Annotated in this window: 14 protein-coding genes; 10 read left to right on the top strand and 4 right to left on the bottom strand. The window is 68.7% G+C overall.

Going from position 1 to position 25,226, the window contains the following annotated elements; all coding sequences use genetic code 11:
• Positions 1-14: 14 nt before the first annotated feature.
• From AC3DEV_RS06580 to AC3DEV_RS06565, 4 genes are all read left to right on the top strand, one after another.
• Entirely contained in the window at positions 15-584 is a 570-nt protein-coding gene (locus AC3DEV_RS06580; protein WP_067714355.1) for a TetR/AcrR family transcriptional regulator, read from the top strand.
• A 46-nt stretch (positions 585-630) separates the two neighbouring features.
• On the top strand, positions 631-1,473 hold the full coding sequence (locus AC3DEV_RS06575; RefSeq protein WP_119191694.1) for an aldo/keto reductase: 843 nt from the start codon (positions 631-633) through the stop codon (positions 1,471-1,473).
• Between the two features lie 166 nt (positions 1,474-1,639).
• The gene (locus AC3DEV_RS06570) at positions 1,640-3,046 is read left to right on the top strand and encodes an MFS transporter (RefSeq protein ID WP_488371627.1); all 1,407 of its coding nucleotides are present in this window, start codon (positions 1,640-1,642) and stop codon (positions 3,044-3,046) included.
• Complete coding sequence (locus AC3DEV_RS06565) at positions 3,043-4,653, top strand: pyridoxal phosphate-dependent decarboxylase family protein (RefSeq protein WP_488371626.1); 1,611 nt, start codon at positions 3,043-3,045, stop codon at positions 4,651-4,653. The genes AC3DEV_RS06570 and AC3DEV_RS06565 overlap by 4 nt, the downstream gene beginning before the upstream one ends.
• 1 nt (position 4,654) lies before the next feature.
• On the opposite strand, the gene AC3DEV_RS06560 is transcribed toward AC3DEV_RS06565, so the two are convergent.
• The 3 genes from AC3DEV_RS06560 to AC3DEV_RS06550 all read right to left on the bottom strand — a co-directional run bounded on the left by AC3DEV_RS06560 (position 4,655) and on the right by AC3DEV_RS06550 (position 6,297).
• On the bottom strand, positions 4,655-5,284 hold the full coding sequence (locus AC3DEV_RS06560; RefSeq protein ID WP_488371625.1) for an HNH endonuclease: 630 nt from the start codon (positions 5,282-5,284) through the stop codon (positions 4,655-4,657).
• 111 nt (positions 5,285-5,395) lie between these two features.
• Positions 5,396-5,743 carry a hypothetical protein gene (locus AC3DEV_RS06555; protein WP_067714532.1) on the bottom strand — a complete coding sequence of 116 codons (348 nt, stop codon included), beginning with the start codon at positions 5,741-5,743 and terminating at the stop codon, positions 5,396-5,398.
• Between the two features lie 113 nt (positions 5,744-5,856).
• Entirely contained in the window at positions 5,857-6,297 is a 441-nt protein-coding gene (locus AC3DEV_RS06550) for a universal stress protein (protein WP_488371624.1), read from the bottom strand.
• A gap of 225 nt (positions 6,298-6,522) precedes the next feature.
• Here AC3DEV_RS06550 and AC3DEV_RS06545 point away from each other — a divergent pair, with 225 nt between their 5' ends.
• Positions 6,523-10,572: a protein kinase domain-containing protein gene (locus AC3DEV_RS06545; protein ID WP_488371623.1), complete on the top strand. Its 4,050-nt coding sequence runs from the start codon at positions 6,523-6,525 to the stop codon at positions 10,570-10,572.
• Positions 10,573-10,580: 8 nt separating this feature from the next.
• Here AC3DEV_RS06545 and AC3DEV_RS06540 read toward each other — a convergent pair whose 3' ends face one another.
• Positions 10,581-11,246, bottom strand: a complete 666-nt coding sequence (locus tag AC3DEV_RS06540; protein ID WP_488371622.1) for a hypothetical protein — start codon at positions 11,244-11,246, stop codon at positions 10,581-10,583.
• Between the two features lie 101 nt (positions 11,247-11,347).
• Between AC3DEV_RS06540 and pglX the strand changes: the two genes are divergently transcribed.
• The 5 genes from pglX to AC3DEV_RS06515 are packed head-to-tail and all read left to right on the top strand — an operon-like array spanning position 11,348 to position 25,214.
• Positions 11,348-15,028, top strand: coding sequence for a BREX-2 system adenine-specific DNA-methyltransferase PglX (pglX, locus tag AC3DEV_RS06535; protein WP_488371621.1), 3,681 nt, complete (start codon positions 11,348-11,350; stop codon positions 15,026-15,028).
• Between the two features lie 5 nt (positions 15,029-15,033).
• The gene (locus AC3DEV_RS06530) at positions 15,034-18,888 is read left to right on the top strand and encodes a DUF6079 family protein (protein ID WP_488371620.1); all 3,855 of its coding nucleotides are present in this window, start codon (positions 15,034-15,036) and stop codon (positions 18,886-18,888) included.
• A complete protein-coding gene (pglZ, locus tag AC3DEV_RS06525; RefSeq protein ID WP_488371619.1) occupies positions 18,885-21,794 on the top strand; it encodes a BREX-2 system phosphatase PglZ in 2,910 nt (969 codons plus the stop codon). The genes AC3DEV_RS06530 and pglZ overlap by 4 nt, the downstream gene beginning before the upstream one ends.
• Complete coding sequence (brxD, locus tag AC3DEV_RS06520) at positions 21,795-23,099, top strand: BREX system ATP-binding protein BrxD (protein ID WP_488371618.1); 1,305 nt, start codon at positions 21,795-21,797, stop codon at positions 23,097-23,099. It abuts the gene before it with no gap.
• Complete coding sequence (locus AC3DEV_RS06515; protein ID WP_488371617.1) at positions 23,100-25,214, top strand: DEAD/DEAH box helicase; 2,115 nt, start codon at positions 23,100-23,102, stop codon at positions 25,212-25,214. It abuts the gene before it with no gap.
• Positions 25,215-25,226 lie beyond the last annotated feature (12 nt).

Here is a 25,226-nt window from a genome sequence, read left to right as displayed (position 1 = left end):
AGGAAGGTAGCGAGATGCCCAGGGTCAGTCAGGACCACATGGACGCCCGGCGACACCAGATCCTGTCAGGCGCACGTGAGTGCTTCGCCGAGTACGGGTTCGAGGGCGCCACGGTGCGTCGTCTGGAAGAGGCCACCGGACTGAGCCGGGGTGCCATCTTCCACCACTTCGACGACAAGGACGCGCTCTTCCTCGCACTCGCGCACGACGACGCGGCGGCGATGGCCGCCACCGTGGCCGCGCAGGGTCTGGTCCAGGTGATGCGGGAGATCCTCGCCGACCCCCAGGAGTTCTCCTGGCTCGGGACGCGTCTGGAGATCGCCCGGCGGATCCGCACCGACCCGGAGTTCCGGGAACGGTGGACGGACCGACAGGCGGAGGTCGACGCGGCGGTCGTGGCCCGCCTCCGCGAACAGAAGGCGTCCGGAAGGATGCGCACCGACATCCCCGCGGACGTGCTGCGTGTGTACCTCGACATCGTGCTCGATGGCCTCATCACGCACTTGGCGACGGGTCGCGGCACCGAGCACGTCAGCGAGATGCTCGACCTCGTCGAGGCGTCCCTGCGGACCGGGCAGGGGTGAGAATCCTCTCCTGCGCGATCCCCTGAGGCGGGCGTACGTTGGTCGCATGTCCACACCTGACTCGCAGATCCCCCAGCTCAGCCTGAACGACGGCCGCTCGATCCCCCAGGTCGGATTCGGCACCTTCCAGGTCCCGCCCGCCGACACCGAGAAGGTCGTCACCGACGCGATCGAGGCCGGTTACCGCCACCTCGACACCGCTCAGATGTACGGCAACGAGGAGGGCGTGGGCCGGGCCGTCGCGGCGTCCGGGATCCCGCGCGACGAGTTCTGGATCACCACCAAACTCAACAACACCTTCCACGAGCGCACCGCCGCCCGTGAGGCCACCGAGCGCTCGCTCGAGGCTCTGGGCGGGCGCATCGACCTCTACCTCGTGCACTGGCCACTGGCGATGCACAACGACGTCGCCACCGTGTGGGAGACGATGGAGGAGATCCGCTCCGACCTGGCCGTCGACTCGATCGGCGTCTCCAACTTCACCGCGGCGAACCTCGCGCGACTGGCGGAGGCCGGCCTGAGCACCCCGACGGTCGACCAGATCGAGTCCAACCCGTATTTCGTCAACGACGACCTGCGCGCGGCGTGCGTCGAGCGGGGCATCGCCGTGGAGGCGTGGAGTCCGCTGGCCCAGGGCGCGGTCTTCGGTGACCCCCAGTTGCAGGCGCTCGCCGAGCAGGTCGGGCGCACGGTGTCCCAGGTCGTGCTCCGGTGGGTGCTGCAGCGGGGCGACATCGTCTTCCCCAAGTCCTCGAGCCCGGCCCGCATGCGCGAGAACCTCGAGGTGTTCGACTTCGAGCTGTCGGACGAGCAGATGGCTTCCATCACCGCGCTGCACAACGGCACCCGTTCGGGCCCGGACCCGGACACCTTCGACTGGCGCGGCTGACCCCACCGCCTGACCCCACCGCCAGACCCCGGCTCCCGACCCCGGCTCCCGACCCCGGCTCCCGACCCCGTCGAGAAGACAGTTCCGCACACGTTTGCCGAGAGGGAGGTGTGCGGAACGCTCTTTTCGACGGCGCGACGGGCCGCAAGCGCCCTAGAGTCGGTCCATGACCACCACCGCGGACACGGGCGGGGAGCCCGGCGCGGGCGGGGCTCCCCGCGGCGCGCCGGGCCGGACAGTGACCGACCGGTCCACCACGGCTCCGGTCCTCGCCTCGTACGCGGCGGGCAGCCTGGGCACGGGTGCGTTCGGCACCCTGCCCGGGTTGGTGCTGGCGTACTACCTCACCGACTCGATCGGGGTGGCGGCCGCCGTCGCGACGGTGCTCGTTCTGGTGCCCAAGGTCCTCGACGTCCTGGCCTACCCGCTCATCGGCGCGATCTCGGACCGGGCGTCCCACCGCAGCGGCTATCGCACGGGCCTGATGCTGTTCGGGGCGCTGGCCCTGCCGCTGCTGTTCGTGGCGACCTTCTCGGCGCCGACCGGCTGGAGTACGAGCGCGGCCGGGGTGTGGGTGATGGGCTTCTTCCTCCTGGCCTCGATCGCGTATTCGTGCTTCCAGGTGCCGTATCTGGCGCTGCCCGCCGAGCTCACCGATGACGCCGCCGCCCGTGTGACGCTGCTGGCGTGGCGGGTGGCCGTTCTCGCCGCGGCGATCCTGCTCACTGGGGGCGGTGGCCCGGCGCTGCGTGACGCTGCCGGCGGCGGGCCCACCGGATACGTGGTGATGGCCGTCGGGGTCGCCGCGCTGATGCTCGTGGGCATGCTGTGGTCGACGTTCGTGGCGGGCCGCCGCACGATCATGCGGGCCGACGCGCCGGCCGGCGGGTTGGCCCACGAGTATCGCGACGGCCTCGACGCGCTGCGGGTCACGCGGCCGTTCCGGCTGCTCGTCGCGGTGTTCTGCCTGCAGGCTGTCGCGACGGCCGTGATGCTCGCGGGCGGCCAGTACGTGGCGACCTACGTGCTGGGCGACGAGACCGCTCTGACCGGGCTCTTCCTCGCGCTGGTGGGCCCTGCGCTACTCGTGATGCCGCTGTGGACCCGTCTCGCGCACGCCCGCGGGAAGGTGCCGGCGCTGGCCGCGGCCACGGCGCTGTTCACGGCGGCGACCCTGCTGCTCATCCCGGCCGGCTTCTCCCCCGGCGCGTGGGTGCATCTCCCGGTGGCGATGGCGGGTGTCGCGTACGCGGGAATGCAGGCTCTACCGATGTCGATGCTGCCCGACTGCACCGACCTGGACCGCACGTTGGGGGGACGACGACGAAGTGGGGCGATGAGCGGCCTGTGGACGGCGTCGGAGACCGGCTCGATGGCCCTGGGCCCGGTCGTCGTGCTCGCCCTGTTGGCGTTCGGTGGCTTCCGCTCCGGCGGGGTGGCCGATCAGCCCGGGACGGCGCAGTGGGCCATCGTCCTGGCGTTCTCCCTGGTCCCCGCGATACTCGCGGGCGCTAGCCTGCCGCTGATCCGGACTCTCGGCCGGTCCTATCCCCGATGGACGGAGCGAACATGACCCCCGATCCCCTTGCCCTGGAGATCACCGATCGCGGGGAACACGCGCTGGCCCGCCTCGCCGCGATGCGGGCGCAGGACCCGCCGACCACCGGGGGCCGGGTCTTGTCGTACGTCTACGATTCCGGGCTCGCCGAACTCGACGAACTGGCGACCCGCGCGGCTCGTCTCGCCCATGGCGTCAACGGCCTCGACCCCACGGTGTACTCCTCGGTCGCCCGGATCCACGGCGGCATAGTCGACCGTGTGCGCGACATTCTCCGTGGACGGTCCGCGGGCACGGGTGGCGAGGGCCGCGACGGGCTCGGTGGCGACATCTACGGGAACGTCACGTCCGGTGGCACCGAGAGCTGCATGCTCGCCTGCCTCGCCGCCCGCGAGGTCTCCGGTCGACAGCCGGGCGACGGTGGAACGATCGTCGCTCCGGTGACGGTGCACGCGGCGTTCCGCAAGGCCGCGCACCTGCTGGGCCTGAGGTTCGTCGGCGTCGAGGTCGATCCCGGGACGGGGCGGGTGACCGCCACTGAGCTCCTCGCGGCGGTCGATGGGGACACGGTGCTGGTGGTGTGTTCGGCGCCCACCTACCCGAACGGCGTGATCGACCCCGTGGTCGAGGTGGCCGCCGGTCTCGAGGCCGACCACGATCCGCGCATCGGGCTGCACGTCGACGCCTGCCTCGGCGGCCTGGTGCTGCCCTTTTGGCCCGGTCCGGACCCCGCCGGTCCGGACGCCACCGGTCCGGACGCCACCGAGCCGAACCCGATGCCGCTCTGGGACCTCCGTGTCGCGCGGGTCACCAGCATCTCGGCGGACCTACACAAGTACGGTTTCGCACCCAAGGGCACGTCGGTGCTGCTCAGCCGGGGCCGCGAACGCCACCGGGCGGCGTGGTTCGCCACCGTCGACTGGCCCGGTTACCCGGTCGTGAACCCGACGTTGGCGGGTTCCAAACCCCTCGAACCCGCGGCGGCGGCGTGGACGGTGCTCGAGGCGCTCGGCGACGACGGGCAGCGGGAGCTGGTCGCCCGGACCGCCCGGGCGACCGATCGGTTGGTCGACGGGTTGTCCGGCATCGAGGGGCTGCGGGTCCTCGACCGCGATCCCGGCCCACTGCTGGCGGTCGTCGCCGACGAGTCCGCCGGAGACGGCCGGCGCGTTCACCCGCACCTCTGGGCGGATGCCTGCGCCCGGAGGGGCATCGCCGTCCAGGCGCAGCCCGCCTACCGCCAGGAGCGGGGGACCTTGTCGTCGTCGTCCCACCTCACCATCACCCCGGTGACCGAACGGCTCGTCGAGGAGATCCTCCGCGTGGCGCGTGAGGCCGCCGACGAGGTCCGCGGGCAGCCTGATCCAGTTCCTCCGACGGAGTTCGCCGACGTGCTCGACGCGCTGGCGACAGGGGCCCTCTCCCCCGCCGACCTGCTCGCCCTGCCGGAGGACGAGGTCCACGCGCTCGTGGGCGGCGTTCTCTCCGCCGGCGAGGGCGGGGGCGAGGCAGGCCGTGGCGGCGATGCGGGGATGGCGCCGCTCCTCGCGGCGATCGAGCGGCTGCCCGCCGGCGTGGGCGCCCGCCTCGTCCGCGCCTACCTCGCGGCGGTGATGGAGTGATTCAGGAGAATTCCGCCTGGATCTCGACCGACGCCCGGAACCACCGGCCGATGTACGGGACCGCGATAGGAGTGGGATTCGCCCGGAGGTACCGCACGAACCAGTCGGTCAACCCGTCCCACCCCGCGTGATCCCCCGAGGGGTGGAGTCTCCAGCCCAGTTCGGTGAGCGTCCAGTGTGCCTTCGCGGAGTTGCGCAGCATTGACGTCGTCACCCAGTTCGCCTCCGTGTCCTCTCCCCCACGGGACACCGGGTGCAGGTGGTCGATGGTCGGGAACAGCTCCCAGAACGCGAAGTGCGATCGCGACATCGCCCAGTTCGGATCCGCGGGGAAGTCCTCCGGAAGCAGTACGGAGAGCAGCCGTAGGGCTCCGGGGTTGACCAGACGCGTCCCGCTGTAGCGGTCGACGAACCCGTCGCGGTAGAAGAGACGCAATGACCTCCGTTCCGTGTAACTCCGGGACGTCTTCTCCACGGGCACGAACGGGTAGCGGAGGCCGAGTATCCGACTGCCTTCGTCAAGCCCAACGGTCTCGATCGCATCGGCGACATCCGCCAGCACATCCGCCTTGTCCTCGAGCTCCGGCACGGCCACTGGTGCACCAGGGACATCGCGGGTCGCGTCATCCATCTACTCGCCCTCCACTCCGGGTTGCGGTCTTAATCCCAGTGTGAGCGGCCCATACGACAAGCGCCCCCCGACTCGAGATCGGGGGGCGCGGTCCGCATACGGGGCGATGCCTCAGACGAGGACGGCGATCGCGACGTTGACGATGCCGAGCACGCCGGCGACGTGGGTCAGGGTCGCCGTGCTGCCCTGGGCCTTGGCCTCCTTGCGGACGCCGATGATCGCGACGACGAGGATCACGACGGCGACCAGCAGCTTGATGCCGATCTTCATGTGGTTGACATCGGCATCCTGCATCTCGCGCAGTCCCACGAGCAGGAGGCCGGTGACCACCTGGAGGATGGCACCGTGCAGGATGCCCTTCGCCATGTACGGGGCCTTGATGGTGGCCAGCCAGCCGCCGATGATGCCGGCGAGACCGATGAAGTGCAGGATCAGAACGATACTGAAGGCGATGTCCATGCAGGCGATCATCTCAGGTCAACGCGGAATCACCGCAGGTAAGGGTCTCCTGTGTGACGCTCGACTCGGTCGCCCTGGATGCTGCGTGTGACGCACCCCGACGGGCGGCGCCGCTAGTCGGCCTCGTGGCTCGAATGCGGCAGGACGACCACGGGGCAGTGCGCGTGCGCCACGACGTGCTGACTGACCGAGCCGAGCAGCATCCCGGTGAACCCGCCTCGCCCGCGGCTACCGACCACCACGAGCCGGGCGTCCCCGGATGCAGCGATCAACGCTTCGGCCGCGTGGCCCTGCAGGACGGCCGGCTTGTACGAGGCGTCATCCCCCAGGGCGTTGCGCACCGCTTCCGCGAGCATCTCGCGCGCGCTGCTCTCCAACTCGGAGGAGTCTTCCCACCCAGCCATCGCATATGGGCCGTAGACCGCTGGCAATTGGTACGCGGTCAGGGCGATCAGCGGCGCGTCGAGCGCGGCCGCGTACTCGGCTGCCCACTTCAGGGCCCGTAGCGAATCCGGTCCACCGTCGACTCCGACGACTACTGGCCTGGTGTCCATGAGCTGTCCTCCTCCGGCGAGATGCCGACGGCGCTCCGGACTGTCGTGCACCGACGACACCCTCCACCGTAGACCTGCCGAGACACCCCGTCAGCGAAGTTGCCAGTGCAGTGACCGCCAGCCCTCGGTTCAGAGCGGCCCCGTCCGATTGCTGCACTACGATTCGAAGGTGATGTGACCGATGGTGACGTCCGTCCCGATCCGCCCCGAGGAGACCCACTCACCGTGCTTCAGAACTCTGATCGTTGGAACGAGGTCTCCCGCTCGGCCTTCGAGCACGAGAAGCAGGGCCTGGCCCTACTCGCGAACGCCGTGCCGGACTCCGCGCCCTACCGGGTGTGGGCCAACTTCGAGTTCCAGGACAGCCACGGCCAGTGGCACGAGGTCGACGCGCTGGTGGTGGGCCAGTCCCGCATCCACCTGCTCGAGCTCAAGTCGTACCACGGCAGGATCGGCGGCGACGAGCACCGCTGGGTGACTGACCGGGGCGGCCGCGTGGACAGCATGCGCTCGCCGATGGTGGCCACGCGGCGCAAGGCGCAGCGGTTCAAGTCGAAGCTCGAGCAGGAGATCGCCCGGATCGCGCGGGATCCGGACGAGGACCTGAAAATCCGCCAGGTCGCTGCCGCAGTCGGCCGCCTGCCGTGGATTCAGGAGGCGGTGTTCCTCCACGACCCAGGGGTGGTCTCGCACCTCGCGGCGGACAAGGCCCACAACATCTTCGGAGTAGACCCGGCGGACTTTCCCGACCGCGAGGTCGTCACGAACCTCCCGCCGATCGCCGACCGCGTCCAGGAACCGGTGGGACGCGAACGGATCAGCGAGGCACTGAGCATGCTCATTGCGCTGGCCATGCGCAAGATCGCGGGGATCACTGTTCGCGATCACATGGCCGGCTCGTACCTCCTGCACGACCGCGTAGACTCCCCCGACCCGCGCTTCCACGAATGGGACGGCGAACACCGGGAGACCCACGAGCCGATCCGCGCGCGCGTGCTCAACGTGGCGGCGGCCGCCACGGAGGGCGAGCAGATCCGCATGCGCAGGACACTGCGCCGGGAGTACGAGCTGCTCTCCGGCCTGGGCAACGAGCACATCGTGGCCCCCCGTTCGATGGAGACGCTGCGCGGTACCTCGGACGAGGTGGTGATCTACCCGGCGCTGCCTGACCATCGCCCGCTGGACGTTGCGTTGCCGGGGGCCAAGCTCTCGTCCAGGGAGCGGGTGGAGATTGTCCGCCAGGTTGCGGACGCCCTGCTATACGCGCACCGGCACCAGGTGGCGCACCGGGGTCTCGACCCCACCACCGTCCTGCTCGACACCCGGCTGCTCTCCACCCGGCCGGTCGACGCATATGGCCGCATCGAGGTGCAGGTCGACGGCTGGTCCGGCGCGGGGACCTCGGAGGCGTCAGGAACCGTCCTGGGGGCGACCGGGTCCGCCACGTCCATGCCGGGCGACGAGCTGTCCGGCCGTGTCTACCTCGCACCGGAGGCGGCGGGCGTCTACACGCCGGACCGGATGGCGGCGGATCTGTTCTCCCTCGGTGCGCTGGCGTACTACGTCCTCACCGGCGGCCAGGCCCCGGCCACGGACCGCTCCTCGCTGCTCGACCGGCTGGAGCGCGACCGCGGCCTGGACATGTCCGCGGTGACGAGCGAGTTCGATCAGGGACTCCGCGAGCTCGTCATGGACGCCACCGCGGCGACGGTCGACATGCGCAACTCCAAGTTCGGCGTCTCGGATTCCACACAGGGGCTCTCCCCCGTGATCGGCTTCGAGCGGCGCCTGGCAGAGGCCGCACGCCCGGCGACCCCGCAGCCGGCCGCCGAGCAGATGGACGCGCTGCGCCCGATGATCGATGGGGTGCTCGAGGGACGGTTCGTCATCAAGAAGGTCCTGGGCTCGGGATCGACGGCGGTAGGCCTGCAGGTGGAGGATCTCACCGACGAATCCGGTCCGCCCACCAAGGTCCTCAAGGTGGCCCGGGACGAGCGCGCCGCGGAGCGACTGGCCGCGGAGGCGGAGGTCCTGCGCTCGCTCGGCCAGGGGCTGCCGGCCAAGTACTCCTCGCTGTTCGTAGCGCTGCTCGAGGGCCCGATGGTCGTCCACGACCGGCGCACGTGCCTGCTGCTCACGGACTGCGGCGAGGTCTCGCTGGCGAGCATGCTGCAGCTCGGGCGGATCTCCCAGGACCGGTTCTGGAAGTTCGCCATCAACCTGGCGGACATGCTTGTCGCTCTGGAGGCGGCGGGGGTCGCGCACCGGGACATCAAGCCCGCCAACCTCGGGATCGTGGGACGGGGGCGCGGCCAGCACCTGGCCCTGTTCGACTTCTCCGCCTCCCGCGAGTCCCTGCAGCACACCAAGGTGGGCACCGGCGTGTACCGCGATCCGTTCCTGGGCCGGCGGTCGCGGCAGATCGCCGACTCCTCGGCCGAGCGGTACTCGGCCGGCGTGGTGTTGTTCGAGATGGCGACGGGTGAGACTCCGACGTACGGGGACGGGGTGAGCGAGCCCTCGCTCACCGACGGTCACGTGGTGATTCCGGCGGAGGCGATGCCTCCCGAGTGGAACCAGGACGTGGTGGAGCAAATGACGGGGATCTTCACCCGTCTGCTCGACGGGGACAGCGGGGCGCGGTTCGGCTCGGCGCAGGAGTTCCGCGAGGCGCTCGCGGCCGTCGCAGCGTCGGTCACCGCGGGTGACGGGGGGACGACGACGAGGGAGCCGGTCACTCCCCGCGATGCCCCCACCCCTGTGACAGCCGTCGCTCTCCCGACGTTGGCGGAGCTGGCGGAGGAACTCCTGCGGGCTGCGGGCAGTTCGCGCAGCTCCGATTACCGGCTCGTGCGGACGATCCTCGGGCGGGGCGAGGGCGCGCCGGCCGATCCGTTCCAGGCCATGTCCCGGTACGCCGAGCCGCTGCGGCTCAGTGCCGGCAGGATCCCGCAACTCACCGGCAAGTTCCCGGCACTCTGGCAATCCTCCCCGGCGCTCACCGCGGCATTCGAGGAGATCCGCGCCGCCACCCGCCGGGAGATCGTGCGCCGTGGCGGGGTGGCGAGTATCCGGCAGATCGCAGGGGCGGTGGAGCAGAGTTTCCCGGCGGAGCAGGGGCACCGCGATTCCGAGCGCCTGCGGCTGGGCGTCCTGCGCATGTTCGACCTGGGACTGCACCGCGCTGACGCCGCTGGCGGGTCCGAGGTGGAGCTGCTGCGCCGCGGGCGCTCCGCCCGGGTGATCGGGATGAGCGTGCACCCCGAGTGGGCGCGTCCCCTGGTGGCCGAGCTCAATCGGGCGGCGCACGAGCTGCTCGCCGAGCCGGGGGTGCGGCACGTTCCGGCAGACCTCGTCCACGCGGAGCTGAGTCAGGCGGCCAGATCGGCCCTCTCGGACGCCGCGGACGCGGAGTCACGCATCGATCCGCTCACCCTGGCGGAGCTGGCGGTGGCCGGCGACGACGAGTTGGCGCTCACCGCCACGGGCGACCTGTACTCCACCGCGATGGAGCTGCCCGAGTTGTTGGCCCTGACCCTTCCGCGGGCGGCCAGTCAGTTCAACCTGGGCCTGCTCAAGGACCTCATCCGCGCCCGCTTCCCGGAACTGCGCACCCGCGAGCCGAGGCGTGAGGACGTGGAGGCGGTGCTGGCCGAGCACATGCCGGGGATGGCGTGGGATCCGCAGCACCGGGACTTCCGCTACCCGCAGCAGTCGACCGGCCTGAGCATGGTGCACACCCGGACACCGTCCGCGTTGGCCTCCGACCGCTCCGGTACCGAGGATCCTCTGATCGAGCAACTGGCGCGCTCGGCCTCGAACCCGGGGTTCGTCTCCGTCTCGGTGCCCTACGGCCGTGGAGACGAGGTCGCGGGCAAGCTCGCAGAGCGACTCGGCGGCGAGGTGGTGGACCTGTCCGCCGAGGTCCTCGCGAACGTGGATTCCCTGCTCGAGACCAGCGGCCAGTTGGACAAGCGCGGGGATTTCCTGCGGTTGCCGCCCGAGCAGCTGCGCGGCGTCATGGAGGCCAATGTCACGACAGTGCTCGACAATGTCGATGCCACCGACGGCGCGGCGTTGGTCCTCACGGAGGCTTCGCTGCTCGCCGAGTACTCCCAGCTTTCCCAGCTCGGGCGGTGGACGGATCTGACTGCTCCCCCGCGCCGGCCGGTGGTGTTGGTGACGGGCCGCGCCAAGGACGCCCCGGGGCAGCCGGACCAGGTGGACGGACTCCCGCTCCCCATCACCAGCGACTCGCAGTTGGTGAGCGTGTAAGCGAGGGTCTACTTCCGCTTGCCCAGCGAGGGCGCCCCGCCGGACCGCACGTCGAGTACCCCGACCACGTTTTCCGGTCCGCGGCGGATCTGGCGTCTGCGTTCCAGGTAGGCGTCCAGCAGGAAGGCCAGCTCGAGTTCGGACGGCGCGGACTTCCGGCGACGCATCGCAATGGCGCCCTGAAGCTCCTTGAGGCCTTCTTTTCGGAGACGGGCCCTTTTTCTGGCGCGCGCGTCGTAACGCACTCCCTGATTGATGAGGAAGCTGATATCTGCGTCGCATTCGGCGATAGCGTTTCGGACGCCTTTCGCGGTCGGGTCGCTGCAATGCTTCAAGAGCTTCCGGACCTTGATCCTGGCGGCCTCGATGCGGCCGCGTTCTTTCGCGGGGAGCGACTGCAGACGTTTCGTATCGGCTGCGGAGTCGGGAACCACCGAGATGCGCCCGCCGGCCTTCGGAGAGCCCCTTCCCGTCCCGCCGGCCGCCGCGGCCTGGCGATCTCGGGCCTCACGGACCGACCTCTTGATTGCCTTCTTACTCTTCTGAGCGACCGCGCGTTTGGCCACGAGCGCTCGGATTCGCGAACTGTCGGCGGGGACGCCGTCCTCGATGAGAGCCGCGATCCGGGCATCGATCGCGGCGAAGGCGCGCTGGCGCTCCTCGTCGGTGTTCATGCCAGAAACACTATCCGGGTCTCGCCGCTCTCACGTGCTTCGTAGGATGGTCGAGGGACTCGCAACGCGCGGGTCCGCGTGTGTGAAAGGCCAGGTGCCAGGTGGCGGGTAGGCGACGGAAGTCGACGGAACAGCAGACGCTCACGGATGCGTTGCAGCCAATGGTCCGGGATCTCGTCGACGATATGCGTGCTCGACTCGCTGCCGATAAGGACAAGACGGCGGAGTGGAAGGCTACGCACGCGGCGCTCAAAGATTCTCAGCGCACCGGTGCTACGTGGGCTGACTGGCAGGAGGATCAGCTCACCCAGGCGGCGGTGGGGTGGGTGCTCACGAGTGTCTTCGTGCGGTTCTGTGAGGACAACGACCTGCTGGGGGCGCACCAACGCTGGATCAGCGGACCGGATGCGGACGGGCGCCGGCGGGCGGTGGATGAGCAGGACCGATTCTTCTCGGCGAACCTGGACCAGAGCTTCCGTGGCTATCTGCGGCACGCGTTCTCTCAGTTGCAGCGTTCCCCTGCGGCGGCACCCTTGGTGGGCGAGCACGCGGGGATCCACATCGCCGAGCCAAGTGATGACGCAGCGCAGCGGCTGGTGGAGTTCTGGCGGCAGGCCGATGCCGAGAATGCGACTGTCTGGTCCCTGCGCGATCCGGCGCTGGATACCCGGTTCTTGGGCGACATCTACGAGAACCTCTCGGCTTACGCAAGGGAAAAGTACGCGCTACGGCAGACGCCGGAGTTCGTGGAGGAGTTCATCCTCGACCGCACCATGACCCCGGCTCTGAAGGAACGCTCCCCCCGGCTTCCGTCAGTTGACGCGGAGGGTCGGACAGAAGCGGTGGACTTCAAGATCATCGATCCCACCTGCGGATCGGGGCACTTCCTCCTCGGGGCATTCGGACGGATGCTGGATTACTGGCGAGCCGAGGCGCCCGGGGTTGAGGCGACCGAGCAGGCGCGCCTGGCGTTGTCCTCCATCTACGGGGTGGACATTAATCCTTTCGCGGTAGCGATCGCCCAGTTCCGGCTCATGGTGGCGGCGCTACGAGCGATCGGTAGGTCGAGCCTGCTCAACGTGCCCGCGCTGCCGCTACAGGTATTCGCGGGCGACTCGTTGCTGTGGAGCGAAGATTCTGCCGGGCAGTTCGGGTTGGATTACGGCGATCTCTCTGTCGATCCGGACGCTGTCGCGAGTGGAGCCAACCTCTCGACGGAGGACGTAGCGGCGTTGAGACGCACGCTGGCGCGAGACCAGTACGACGTGGTGGTGGGAAATCCCCCCTATATCCAGGTCAAAGATCAGGCGCTCAACGCACGGTACAGAAAGCTCTATAAATATTGTAGTGGCGGATATGCTTTGACCGTGCCATTTATGGAACAATTCCATTCTTTGGCCAAATCGGGAACAACGGAGACTGATCGGGCGGGCTGGATAGGGCAAATCACTGGGCGGAACTTTGTAGCTAGAAAATTCGGTGTCCCTCTGATACGGGATTTTCTCCCTACAGTGGATTTGCTGGAGATTATCGACACGTCTGGTGCTGTTATTCCTGGACACGGAACTCCAACAATCACGCTCATTTCCAGGAATCGGAAACCGAAGACTAACAAAATACGGGCAGTACTTAGCATCCAGGGGGAGGTCGGAACGCCCGAGGATCCCGCATCTGGCCTATTCTGGTCAAGCATCGTCGAGAATGTTGACAATCTGGGGCATGAAGACCGGTGGCTGAGCGTGGTCGACATCGACCGTTCTTCGCTGGCGAAACATCCGTGGTCGCTTAAAGGTGGCGCTGCCCCTGAAGTGACTGCGAGGCTCGATCGGAACAATGAGAAACTGGTAGATGTAATTGACCAAGTAGGCTCATGTGCAATTACAGGGGAAGACGACGCTTATTGCGCAGACGCTGCCACGATGAGAAGGAAGAATGTATCGGCGTATCGCAAGTACTCTGAAGGGGTCGACGTGCGAGACTACTCCTCGCACACCGACACGGTGACCTACTTCCCGTATGACGATCGGCTTGAACATAGGGATTTTGATGGCCGGAAGTTTGCGATGTGGCCGATTCGGCGGATTCTTCAAGAGCGAAAGCGCTTCGGCGTTCCAATGCGAGACCTGGACAAGTATTATTGGTGGGAACTCAGGGAGTTCTATCCGGCGAAATTCAAGAATTCGCTGCGAATTGCTTTTGCATTCGTCTCGACAGAAAATCATTTTGTCCTCGATAGGGACTCAACTGTCTTTAGTCGTTCTGCGCCCGTAATCACTCTAGAAGAGGATGCGCCGGAAGAGCAATTTCTCGAATTGCTAGGGCTCTTGGGTTCGGCAATAGCTAGTTTTTGGATTAAACAGAAGAGTCATAATATGGGCGAAGGTGGCGGTGCGCGGGTAGAGGCCGGTTTTGCATCTCTTGGTGCTGAAGCATGGCGAAACTCGTTTCAAATTAATGGGTCAACACTGGAGAATTTCCCTCTACCCGCCGGATCGGTGTTGGAGCGTGCTCGGAGAATCGATCAGCTGGCACAGGAGTTGGCGGCGGTCGAGCCCGCTGCGCTTCTTGAGGGGTCGTCGCCGTCGGTAGAGTTGTTCGCCCGCGGCGAGGCGGAATGGGAACGGATTCGTGGACTGATGATCGCAGAGCAGGAGGAACTGGACTGGCAGGTGTACCACCTGTACGGGTTCACCGACTCCGACCTGTCCCTCTCGGTGGGTGAAGTGCCCGGGATCGCGCTCGGTGAGCGGGCCTTCGAGATCGCCCTGGCGCGCCGTGTGCAAGCCGGCGAGGTAGAGACGGTGTGGTTCGACCGCCACCGATCGACACCGGTCACCGAGATCCCGGACCATCTGCCCGCCGGGTACCGGGACGCGGTGCAGCGGCGCTTGGATCTCATCGCCGAGGATCGTTCGTTGGAGCTGCTGGAGCGGCCCGAGTACAAGCGGCGCTGGTCGAGCGTTCCCTGGGCCGACCGAGTTCGATCGGCGCTTGAGTCCTGGATCTTGGACAGGCTGGAGAACCCCGAGCTGTGGAAGGACCCCAACGGGTACCCGCAGCCGCAGTCGGTGCGTCAGCTCGCCGCTAAGGTCGACACCGATCCGCAGCTGAGCGGTGTGGCCGAGGCGCTGGAGCTGTGGTCGGCCAAGAGGCAGGCCGGCGTGCTCGCCAACTTGGTGGCGCTGCTGGCGGACGAGGCCGTTCCGCACCTGGCCGCGCTCCGGCTCAAGGACTCGGGCTTGCGCAAGTTCGCCGAATGGCAGGTGACCTGGGACGCCCAGCGCGCCGAGGACCGCGGCGAGATCACCACCGCGCAAGTGCCGGTGCCACCCAAGTACACCTCCGCCGACTTCCGCAAGACCTCGTACTGGCAGGCCAGAGGCAAAGTCGACGTGCCCAAGGAACGGTTCATCTCCTACCCCGGTGCCTCGGGTCCCGACGATCCCACCGCGATGCTGGGCTGGGCCGGCTGGGACCACGCCGAGCAAGGCATCGCCCTGGTGTCGCTGTACGACGATCGCAAAGACGACACCGACCCCGATCGGCTCGTTCCGCTCGTCGCCGGGCTGGCCGAGCTCATGCCGTGGATCCGCCAGTGGCACTCCGGCATGGACGCACACTCCGGAATCGACTGGGCCGACTATCTCGGCGGACAGCTCACCTCGCTCGCAGAACGTTCCGGGGTCGCGATCGCCGACCTGCCCGACTGGCGCCCCGCCCCCGCGACCCGCGGCCGCAAGCGCGTCGCAGCCGCTGCTACTACACCCGGTAAGGAAAGCTAGAAGCCATGGCCTTCACCCCTCCCGGCGCGACGGCGGGGTCGGGCACCAGCCCGACCCTGCGTGACGTCTTCTCGATCCCCGAGCACTCGGGAACCTCGACGTTCGTCCTCCAACTCTCCGACGCCGTCACCAGAGACGAACTCGGCACCACCCTGGCCGAGTACGTGGTGACCCCGTCTATCGGAGACGCCTTTGACGAGGCGCTCGCCCTGGTCGACAGCGCTCTTGCCACTGGGGAGAACAAGGGGGCCTTCCTCAAGGGCTCCTTCGGCTCCGGCAAGTCGCATTTCATGGCGGTGCTGCTCGCCCTGCTCACCGGCGACCCCCGCGCCCGCGCCATTGCCGAACTCCAGCAGCACATCGCCGACCACCCGCGGGCCACGTCCTCGAAGATCCTCGCGCTGCCCTTCCATTTCCTGGGCTCGAACTCCATCGAGGACACCCTCTTCTCGGCGTACCTCGGGCACCTGAACCGGCTCCACCCGGGAGTCACCCCGCCGGTACTCCACATGGCCGACGGCTTGCTCGAGAACGCCGAACAGATGCGGGCCGAGGTCGGCGACGAGCGATTTTTTGCACGCCTGGCCACTGCCACCACCGGACCTGGCGGCGTCACCTCGTCGTCGTCCTCCACCCCCGGCGGCCTCGACCTGGCCGCGCTCGGCGGCGCCACCGCCAACACCTGGGACCGCGACTCCTACGACCGCGCCCGACACCCCGCCGCGTCCCGCGCCGAGCGGGACGCGCTCGTCTCCGCGCTCGGCCAGACGTGGATCACCTCCGCCCACACCAACACCGACTGGCGGCACCTGCCCGAGGGGCTGTCCGCGATCGCCGCGCACGCCAAGACCCTCGGCTACGAGGCCGTGGTCCTGCTGCTCGACGAGCTGATCCTGTGGCTGACCTTCCACTTCTCCAACCGCGAGTTCTTCGGCCGGGAGATCCAGAAGCTCACCGGGTTCGTCGAATCCGACCAGGGCCGCATGGCCGTGCCGATCGTCAGCTTTATCGCCCGCCAGCACGACCTCAAGGCGTGGAAGGACTCGTCGATCGAGGCCGGCGAGGCCACCAAGATCCGCGAGCAGGCCATCGCCCACCAGGAAGGCCGCTTCTCCGGCATCGCGCTCGGCTCGGCCAACTTGCCGCAGATCGCCCACCGCCGGCTCCTCACCCCCAAGAACGCCGCGGCGGTCGAGGCGCTCGAGGCCTCGTTCCAGCGCCTGAACTTGTCCCCGGCCGTCAAGCCGGTCCTGCTGGACAAGGTCAACACCGACGACCAGCATCGTGGTGCCACCGAGGAACAGTTCCGGCTCACCTACCCCTTCAGTCCGGTCCTCATCGACACCCTCGTCCACCTGTCCACCGCCATGCAGCGCGACCGCACTGCGCTCAAGGTGATGGAGTCGATGCTCGTCGACCTCGCCGACACCATGACCGTCGACCAGGTGATCCCCGTGGGCGAGGTGTTCGACTACATCATCGACGGGACGCAGAAGGGCGGTACCGACGAGGCGGTGGCCGCCCGATTCCGCACCGCGCGCTCGCTGTGGCAGGACAAGCTCCGGCCCGCCGTCCTCGCCCAGTTCCCGGACGCTGACCCGAGCGTGCGGGACCTGGACCAGCCCAAGGGGGTGCGGGCCCAGCTCCGACTGGCCAAGACGCTGTTGCTCTCCGCTCTCGCGCCCGAGGTGCCCGGGCTCAAGGCACTCACCGCCAGCCGGCTGGCGCACCTCAATCACGGGGAGCTAGTCTCCATCGTCGCCTCAGACGCGCCCACGCGTGCGCTTGCCTCGGTCCGGGAGTGGAACACCTCGGTTCCCGAGATCACCGTGGGAACAGACAGCCACGATCCGCTGATCTCCATCACGCTGGAGGAACTGCCCTTCGACGAGATCCTCGAGCGCGCCCGCGGCGAGGACACCTACTCGCGGCGCCGCGAACGGCTGCGGTCGATGCTGCAGGAAGAGTTCGGGATCGCCGCCATCGACCCGCAGGCCGACGGCGCGCGCTCCACCCGGATCACCTGGCGCGGAACGAATCGGACCGTCGAGATCGTCTTTGGCAACGTCCGCGACCCCGGCTCCGTGCCAGACACGCTCATCGCCCCCGTCGAACCGGGGGCGCTGCGGGTGATCGTGGACTTGCCCTTCGACGAAGAAGGCCACGGTGTCTCCGAGGACCACGCCCGACTCGACCGCCTACGCACCGACGGCCACGATCACTTCACACTCGCCTGGGTCCCCGCATTCCTCGATCGCAAGCAGATGGACGACCTGGGCAAGCTCGTCACCATGGACTGGGTGCTGCAGTCGGAGAAGTGGCTCGGCTACACCAGCTACCTCGCCGACGGCGACCGTGAGCGGGTGCGCCAGGTCATGGTGACCCAGCGCAACCAGCTCGCCGGGCAGCTGGCCGCAATCCTGCGCAAGATGTACGGCATCGCCGAGGGGGCGGTGTTCCCCGAGGGGCAGCCGCCCGTCCGCTCGTTGAGTTCCTCAGTGGTGGTCCAGCGGCCCGTCGGCGCCTCGCTGCGTGAGGCCGCGCGGAGGCTCTACGACCAGGCCTTCGACCAGCGTTATCCCGATCACCCGCGGTTCGACACCACCAGCGCGCTCACGCAGAAGGACTTCGCGGTCTCGCTCGACGTGCTGCGCCGGTCCGACGCCCGCGAGGACGGCCGCGCTGCGTTTGTGGCCGCCGAGCGCAAGTCCGTCCAGCTCGTACTGAGCGGTCTCCGGGTGGCTGACGTCCACGAGTCGCACCTCGTGTTCCCCAGCGCCACCTTTGCCAGTTTCGCCGGGCAGATCGACCGCGCGCTCGCCGAGGCGGAGAAATCCGGGCAGGCCGACAGCGTGCTCACGGTCGCTCAGGTCGTGGCCGCCGTCGAGAAGCTCATGCCGCAAGCCGGGCTCAACCGCGACTGCACCACGCTCCTCGCGGCGGCCTGGGCGGAGTCACGCGACCGCAGTTGGTTCACCTACGGAACCCCTGTCGCAGCTCCGGCCTTTAAGGACATCCAGCAGTCGCACCAGCTGCGCGAGCCCGTACTGCCCGAGCAGGGCGAGTGGGATCGCGCCGTCCAGGCTGCCCAGCACCTCTTTGGCATTCCCGAGAGAGGTCACCTCTCCCCCACCAACCTCACCCACCTGGCGGGCGAGGTGGCGAGCAAGGCCGACGAGTTCAAGCGGTCCAGCGAGGATCTGGTCGAGCAGCTGTCGAAGCTCGAGCAGCGACTGGGCCGAAGCGCCGACGGGCGGCGACTCCAGCTCGCTCGCCGGCAGACCGAGTTGCTGCAGACGCTGGTGCGCAAGAGGCAGCACCACGGTGAGATCGTGGCCGCACTTGCCGGCGCCGGTGAGGGGACCGGAACCTACCTCGGTGCCACCACCAACGAGGCGAGCCTGTCCATCACGAGTGCCGAGGATGTGGCCGCCGTGGCGCGCAACCTCGGCCCGAACCTCGAGACGTTGATCGGTGGCCGTGCCAAGCAGGGCGCCCTCGGCGGCGAGGCCACGCAGATCGTCATGGACCTCGACAACGGCGTCGATACCCACGAGTTCGTCCAGCATCTGGCCACGTCTGTTCAGAAGTTTGAGAAGCGCGCGCAGGACTGGATCAACAAGGCAATCGTCGGTCCGCCCCCGATCCCGACCCCGACCCCGCCTATTTCGCCGCCCCCGCCACCTATCACGCCACCGACCGGGGTGGTGATCAGGGGGTCCGGTCCACGCCGTACCGTCGAGGCGCGCGGCAGCCAAGTTGAGGCCGCGATCCACAGCGCCCTCGCTGATCTTGGGCGGCACTACGGGGCGGGCACCCGCTTCCGAATTGAGATCACCGCCGAGGAGCCCCAGACGTGACCACGGCCAGTGCAGGGGTTGCGGGGGGAGCCACCTCGTCGTCGTCCCTCGGTACGGCGACCGCCGCCGACCTGATTCCACTCCTCCACGGCCTCTATCGGGACAAGCAACACAAGCGCGGTTTGCTGGTGATGCACGCCCGTCCCGAATGGGACGGCACCGAGCTGCGCGTCGACGACCTCACCGTGCCGGTCCACTGCTGCCGGACTGTGCTGGAGATCCGGGACGTGGTGCGGCACCGCAAGGATTCCGAGGTGCCGTGGCGCGTCGTGCTCACCGACCTCCCCGAGGAGCAGATTCCCCAGGGAGTTAAGGAGCACTTCCAACCGCTCGGGCGCATGCGGGAGCTCGACCCCGTGGGCACCCTGCTCGGGATGTTCTCCGCCGACAAGACCGACGGCCGCATCCCCCGAGGGCGGGACGACGTCCGGGGGCTCACGACCGCGCTGGCCGACCACCGCGACACCCTCGCCCCCACCCCGACTCCGGTCCTCACCGCCGACCACCTCTACGGGTCCATCAGCACGCTCGTGCTGGGTCTGGAACAGGACTACCGGCTCGCGGACCTTCTGGCCTGGAGCGCCACCCCCGACGCCAACGCCGCGTGGGACGAGCTGGCCTCGCGGCTCACATCTAACGTCCGCGCGGGGCTCATCACGTGGCTGTGCCGCACGTTCACGTTGACCGGCCCCGGGATCCGCAGCCTGTGGGCCAAGAACGGGCCACGGGCGCTCCTGCCCGCCGGCCTGGTAGCAGAGACCCTCCGCACGCCCGACTGGCAGGACACACCCACCGAACTCACCGGAGCGCGGGCCCTGTTCAGCCACCACATCGGCGCCACCCTCGGAGACCAGTCCCTGCGCGAATGGGGGTCCGCCGCCGCCAAGGCCGTCCGCACCTCACTCGATAACGGACAGCCGCTCACCGCCGTACTCGGCGAGGCCCATCGGTTGATCAGCGGATTCGAGCAGAACGGCGGCGCCTCGCTCCTCGCCGGATCCACAGTCCTGCCCGGCGCCTTCCAACGACGCCTCGACGTGTACGCCCGCGGCCTGGCCACCGCCCTCGACGGAGGGAGCGAGACCGCGTTGCTGCGGGGGCTCGAGGCGCTGCGGGCGCACGTCGAAGCCGAGCGCTCCCGTCCCGACGACCTCGAGACCGCCGCCGCGCTGGTCCGGCTCCACCGGTGGAACCGGACCGAGGCCACCGCCGTGGCCGACCGGCTGCGTTCCGCCGGTCACGTCGAGGCGATGAGCGCGTACGTCGACGAACTGAGCTGGGTGGACAGGGCCGTCAACTCCGCCTGGCGCGGCTTCACCGCCGACCCCAAGCCCGCGATCGGGCAGTCTGCGGCGGACCCCGACGCGCTCGGTCGCCGCGTCCTCGACCGAACCCTCGCCGTACGACGCGACATCGACCGTTGCTTCGCTGCGCTCGTCGGTGCGCGACTTGCCGACCGGTCCACCGCCGGCGGCGCTCTGCTCGTGGAGGACGTGCTGGACAGGGTCGTCGCGCCCCTGCGTAAGTCCGGGCCGGTCGAGTCCGGTCAACGGAGTGAGCGGGCGCTGCTCGTAGTGGTGATCGATGGCCTTTCCGTGGCCGCCGCGCACGAGCTCCTCGAGGACGTGGCCGCACGTCACGCCACCGTCTGGCAGCGGCTCGACCTGGCCTCCCTCGGACTCGACGTGGCCGCCTCCGCCCTGCCGTCGGTGACCACCGCGTCCCGGACCTCCCTGCTCAGCGGAGAGCTGGCCCTCGGCGGGCAGCAGGAGGAGCGGACCGGGTTCGCCGCCCTGTTCCCCGCCCACCCTTCGGTCAGCGACGGGCCGCTGTTCCACAAGGCAGACCTCGACGCGAGCATCGGCGATACCGTCCGCAGCGCCATCTACGACACCAAGCACGTCCCCGTGGTGGGCGCGGTGCTCAACACCGTCGACGACGCCCTCGACCGGTCCGACCCCATCGCCACCACCTGGACCACCTCGCGCATCACCCACCTGGACAAGCTGCTCGACTACGCCCGCGCCGTCGGACGAGACGTGGTCCTGCTCTCCGACCACGGGCACGTGGTCGAACGCAGCCTGGTGGGCAAGGTTACGGCCGATGGCGCCGTTAGCGCGCGGTGGCGCCCCGCCGCCGGGGGCCCCGCCGGGGAGAACGAGCGGTACGTCTCCGGTGACCGGATCCTCGCGCCAGGTGTCGACGGCACACCCCGGCACGAGGCGATCCTGGCCGTGGACGAGGACCTGCGCTACACCGGCAAAAAGGCCGGCTACCACGGCGGTGCCTCCCCCGCCGAGGTCTGCGCGCCCGTCGCCGTCCTGGTCCAGAGTCTCGACGGGCTCGGAGAGGACTCGCCGTTCCCCGCCGGGCCACCCGTCCAGGATCCGTGGCCCGCGTGGTGGCCGATCGCGACAGCGACCTCGACGGATACTGAGGCCAAGACGGCCGTGGGGCAGCCCGCCGCAGGACGGGCCGAGCAGCCGACCGCGCCGACACCCTCCACGCGCCGCGCCGCGCCGAGAGACGCCAACCAGGTCTCGCTGTTCGAGTCGCTCGACGCCGATGAGCCTCCTGTTTCCCTGACACCCGACCGGTCGAGGAAACCCGCCGATAAGTTTGCGGATCTGAGCCGTAGCCCGTACTTCAAGGACCGGGTCAAAACGCAACAGCTCAAGCCCACTCCAAGCGAGTTGGCGGACGTGCTGCGCGAAGTCGCCGCCAACAACGGCCGCATGCCCGTCGCAGTGCTCGGCAACTTGCTAGGGCTCAATGCGCTTCAAGTCAGCGGCACCATCGCGAGGATCCAGAAGGTGGTCAACGTCGACGGCATGCCGGTCCTCGAGCGTGAGGACAACGATGTGGTGCTGACAACCCAGACCCTTTTTGAACAGTTCGGACTGTAGATGACCGTCTCCCCCGCCCGCCGCACCGCCATCATCGATGCCCTGCGCAAGGGCACTGTGCCGGCAGAAGGCCTCGACCAACTCGCCGTGGGCCTTGACCGGCTCGCGCCGGTCCTGGGAGAAGAACTGGACAAGGTCGCCGGCGGCGCCGCCGTGTTCAAGGCAGTTCGCGGCGAGTACGGCTCCGGCAAGACCTTCTTCGCGCGCTGGCTCCAGCAGCAGGCCCTCGACCGCGGGTTCGCCGTGTCCGAGGTCCAGATCTCCGAACTCGAGACGCCCCTGCATCGGCTCGAGACCGTGTACCGGAGGGCCTGCGAAGAACTCCGCACCCCCGCCGTCTCTCGACAAGCATTCCGGGCCGTCCTGGACGACTGGCTCCTCGGAGTGGAAGACGATGCGGCATCTTCCGGAGCAGACGCCGCCGAGCTGCTTGAGGACAGACTGCGCTCCGTCGCCGATGCTGCGCCCGTGTTCCCGCTCGCCCTGCGCGGGTATCGGGACGCATTGCTTAAGGGTGATATCGAGGTGGCCGACGGGCTTGCCGCCTGGCTCGGCGGTCAACGCAACGTCGCCGCGTCGGCCAAACGAGCAGCCGGGGTGAAGGGCGAACTCGACCACTTCCTGGCGATGGGCTTCTTTCAGGGCCTACTCCAGGTGCTCGCCGGCTCCGGCCACCGCGGGCTCCTGCTGGTCCTGGATGAGGTCGAGACTCTCCAGCGCATGCGCGGCGACGTCCGAGAGAAGGCCCTCAACGCCCTGCGGCAGTGGATCGACGAACTCGACTCCGGCCGCTACCCCGGGATGTACCTACTCATCACCGGGACCAACGCCTTCTTCGAAGGACAACAGGGCATCAAGCGACTGCCTCCGCTCGACCAACGGATCGGCGTGAAATTCGACGCCGACCCCCGCTTCGACAACCCCCGGCAGCCACAAATCCGGCTCCAGGCCTTCGACTTCGACCGACTGGTCGAGGTGGGATCGCGCGTGCGAGACCTCTACGCCACCGGCCTCGACCCCGCGGCAGCTCAGCGGGTCACCACCCTCGTCGACGACGCGTATCTGCGCGTGCTTGCCGAGTCCGTGGCAGGAAAGCTCGGCGGACAAGTAGGGATCGCACCCCGCCAGTACCTGCGGATGCTCGTCGATTGCCTGGATCGCGTCGAGATGTTCCCGGACTTCCTCCCGCGGCAGCACTTCACCCCGACGCTCGACGCGTCCGACCTCAGTCAGAGCGAACGGTCCGCGGGGGCGGCCTCGTCGTCGTCATCCCCCATCGATGACCCCGACGCCATCGAGCTCTAGATGGACCACCACGCCCCGCAGGGCTTCCCCGCGCTGCACCCGCTACTGCAGCACCACGTGGTCAACTCCCTCGGCTGGCCCGGCCTGCGGCCACTGCAGGAGGAGTCCGTCCGGCCGCTCATCGACGGCGAGGACGCCCTACTGCTCGCGCCGACCGCCGGCGGCAAGACCGAGGCCGCCGTCTTCCCCGTCCTCACCCGCATGGCCCACGAGGACTGGGCCGGGCTGACCGTCCTGTACGTCACCCCGCTCAAAGCGCTGCTCAACAACCTCGCCGTGCGACTGGTCGACTACACAGCGTGGATGGGTCGCCGCGTCGAGGTGTGGCACGGGGACGTCGGCGAGAGTGCCCGCAGAGCCATCCGCGCCGAACCCCCGGACATCCTGCTCACCACGCCCGAATCCATCGAGGCGATGCTCGCCTCCACCAAGACCGACCACCGCACGCTGTTCGCGAACCTGCGGACCGTGGTGATCGACGAGGTGCATGCCTTTGCCGGCGACGACCGCGGATGGCATCTGTCCGCTGTGCTCTCGCGTCTCGAGCACCTGGTCGGGCGGCCGCTGCAGCGGATCGGGATGAGCGCGACCGTCGGCAACCCCGAGGAGCTGCTGCGGTGGTTGCAGGGCGGTGTCGACGGGAGGGCCGGGCGAGTGATCGCACCGGGCGTCGCCGTGGGCGAGGCAGTCCGGCCTGTCGCCGGTGACGCCGACATCGTCGTGGACGCCGTCGACACTCTCGACTCCGCTGCTGTGTTGCTGTCCAAGCTGTACCGGGGGCAGAAACGGCTCGTCTTTGTGGACAGCCGACGGCAGGCCGAGGAGCTCGCAGCGATGCTCCGGGGCTTCAACGTGGACGTATACCTCTCGCACTCGTCGCTCTCCGCCGAGGAGCGTAGGCGATCCGAACTGGCCTTTGCCGAAGCGCGCGACTGCGTGATCGTGGCGACCTCGACGCTCGAGCTCGGCATCGACATCGGGGACCTGGACCGCATGATCCAGATCGGGGCGCCTTCTACGGTGTCGAGCTTCCTCCAGCGCCTCGGCCGGACCGGACGCCGCGCTGGCACCGTCCGGAACTGCCTGTTCATCGCCACGGAGCCGCGGCACCTGCTCCGGACGTTGGGTCTCCTGCACGCCTGGGGCACGGGATACGTCGAGCCCGTTGTGCCCCCTCCGGTACCTCTGCACCTGGTAGCGCAGCAGATCATGGCCGCGATGCTGCAGGAGGGCGCGCTGCCGCGGTACGGCTGGCAGGACCGGTGGGCGGCCACCCCGCTCATGCATGTGGACACCCTGGAGCGTCCCGCCGAGCTGATCGTCGACTTCCTGGTGGAGCGGGGCTACCTCAACGTCGACGGCGGCGCCATGTTCCTCGGGCCCGACGCCGAGAGAGTATTCGGCCGCCGCCACTTCATGGACCTGCTCACCACCTTCGCGATGCCTCGGGAGTTCACCGTTCTGGCCGGCCGGCAGGAGGTTGGGACCGTGGAGTGGCGGGCGCTTACTAGCGGCGACGGGCCGATCCATCTACTCCTTGCCGGGCGGTCCTGGAAGGTCACCGACATCAACTGGCCCAGGCACAGGGTGCAGGTGGAGCCCGCCGCGGGCGGCGGCAGAGCACGGTACGGGTTCGGGGGCGCCGACATCGGTCGGCAGGTCGCGCAGGGCATGCGCGCTGTGCTGCTGGGCGAGCTCCCTGAGCAGATTCGGCTCACCGCGCGGGCGCGCGCCGCACTCGCCGACGATGAGGACCGGTTGCGTCACACGGTGAGCGCGCACGGCCCAGTGTGGACGACCACGGACAACGTCCGGAAATGGTGGACCTACGAGGGCAGTGCTGCGAACCGCCGGTACCAGGCGGCGCTCGGGCCGGCATTGGGCGAAGAGCTGGCTCCGCAGGGCGGGATGGTCCAGCCCGACGCGATTACCCTGCACGAGGGCATGCCCACCGGGCCTGCAGCGAAGCGGCTCGAGTTCTGGGCGTCCTTGGCGGGAACGGAGCGGCCGCTTCCTGCGGTTCCTCCGACCCTGATCGACAAGCTCAAGTTCTCGGAGGCGTTGCCGGTCGAGTGGGCCGTCGAAGTTCTCGCGCGGCGGATGGTGGCGGAGTAGGCACCCGCTGGG

This window comes from Dietzia sp. IBK-p2-15D (assembly GCF_057773105.1).
This window is presented reverse-complemented; position numbering and strand designations above follow the sequence as displayed.

Coding starts and splice junctions, on each gene's coding strand:
- AC3DEV_RS06575 (WP_119191694.1), top strand. CDS start 631: ATGTCCACACCTGACTCGCAGATCCCCCAGCTCAGCCTGAACGACGGC.
- AC3DEV_RS06565 (WP_488371626.1), top strand. CDS start 3,043: ATGACCCCCGATCCCCTTGCCCTGGAGATCACCGATCGCGGGGAACAC.
- AC3DEV_RS06515 (WP_488371617.1), top strand. CDS start 23,100: ATGGACCACCACGCCCCGCAGGGCTTCCCCGCGCTGCACCCGCTACTG.
- AC3DEV_RS06555 (WP_067714532.1), bottom strand. CDS start 5,743: ATGGACATCGCCTTCAGTATCGTTCTGATCCTGCACTTCATCGGTCTC.
- AC3DEV_RS06560 (WP_488371625.1), bottom strand. CDS start 5,284: ATGGATGACGCGACCCGCGATGTCCCTGGTGCACCAGTGGCCGTGCCG.
- AC3DEV_RS06580 (WP_067714355.1), top strand. CDS start 15: ATGCCCAGGGTCAGTCAGGACCACATGGACGCCCGGCGACACCAGATC.
- brxD (WP_488371618.1), top strand. CDS start 21,795: ATGACCGTCTCCCCCGCCCGCCGCACCGCCATCATCGATGCCCTGCGC.
- AC3DEV_RS06570 (WP_488371627.1), top strand. CDS start 1,640: ATGACCACCACCGCGGACACGGGCGGGGAGCCCGGCGCGGGCGGGGCT.
- AC3DEV_RS06540 (WP_488371622.1), bottom strand. CDS start 11,246: ATGAACACCGACGAGGAGCGCCAGCGCGCCTTCGCCGCGATCGATGCC.
- AC3DEV_RS06550 (WP_488371624.1), bottom strand. CDS start 6,297: ATGGACACCAGGCCAGTAGTCGTCGGAGTCGACGGTGGACCGGATTCG.
- AC3DEV_RS06530 (WP_488371620.1), top strand. CDS start 15,034: ATGGCCTTCACCCCTCCCGGCGCGACGGCGGGGTCGGGCACCAGCCCG.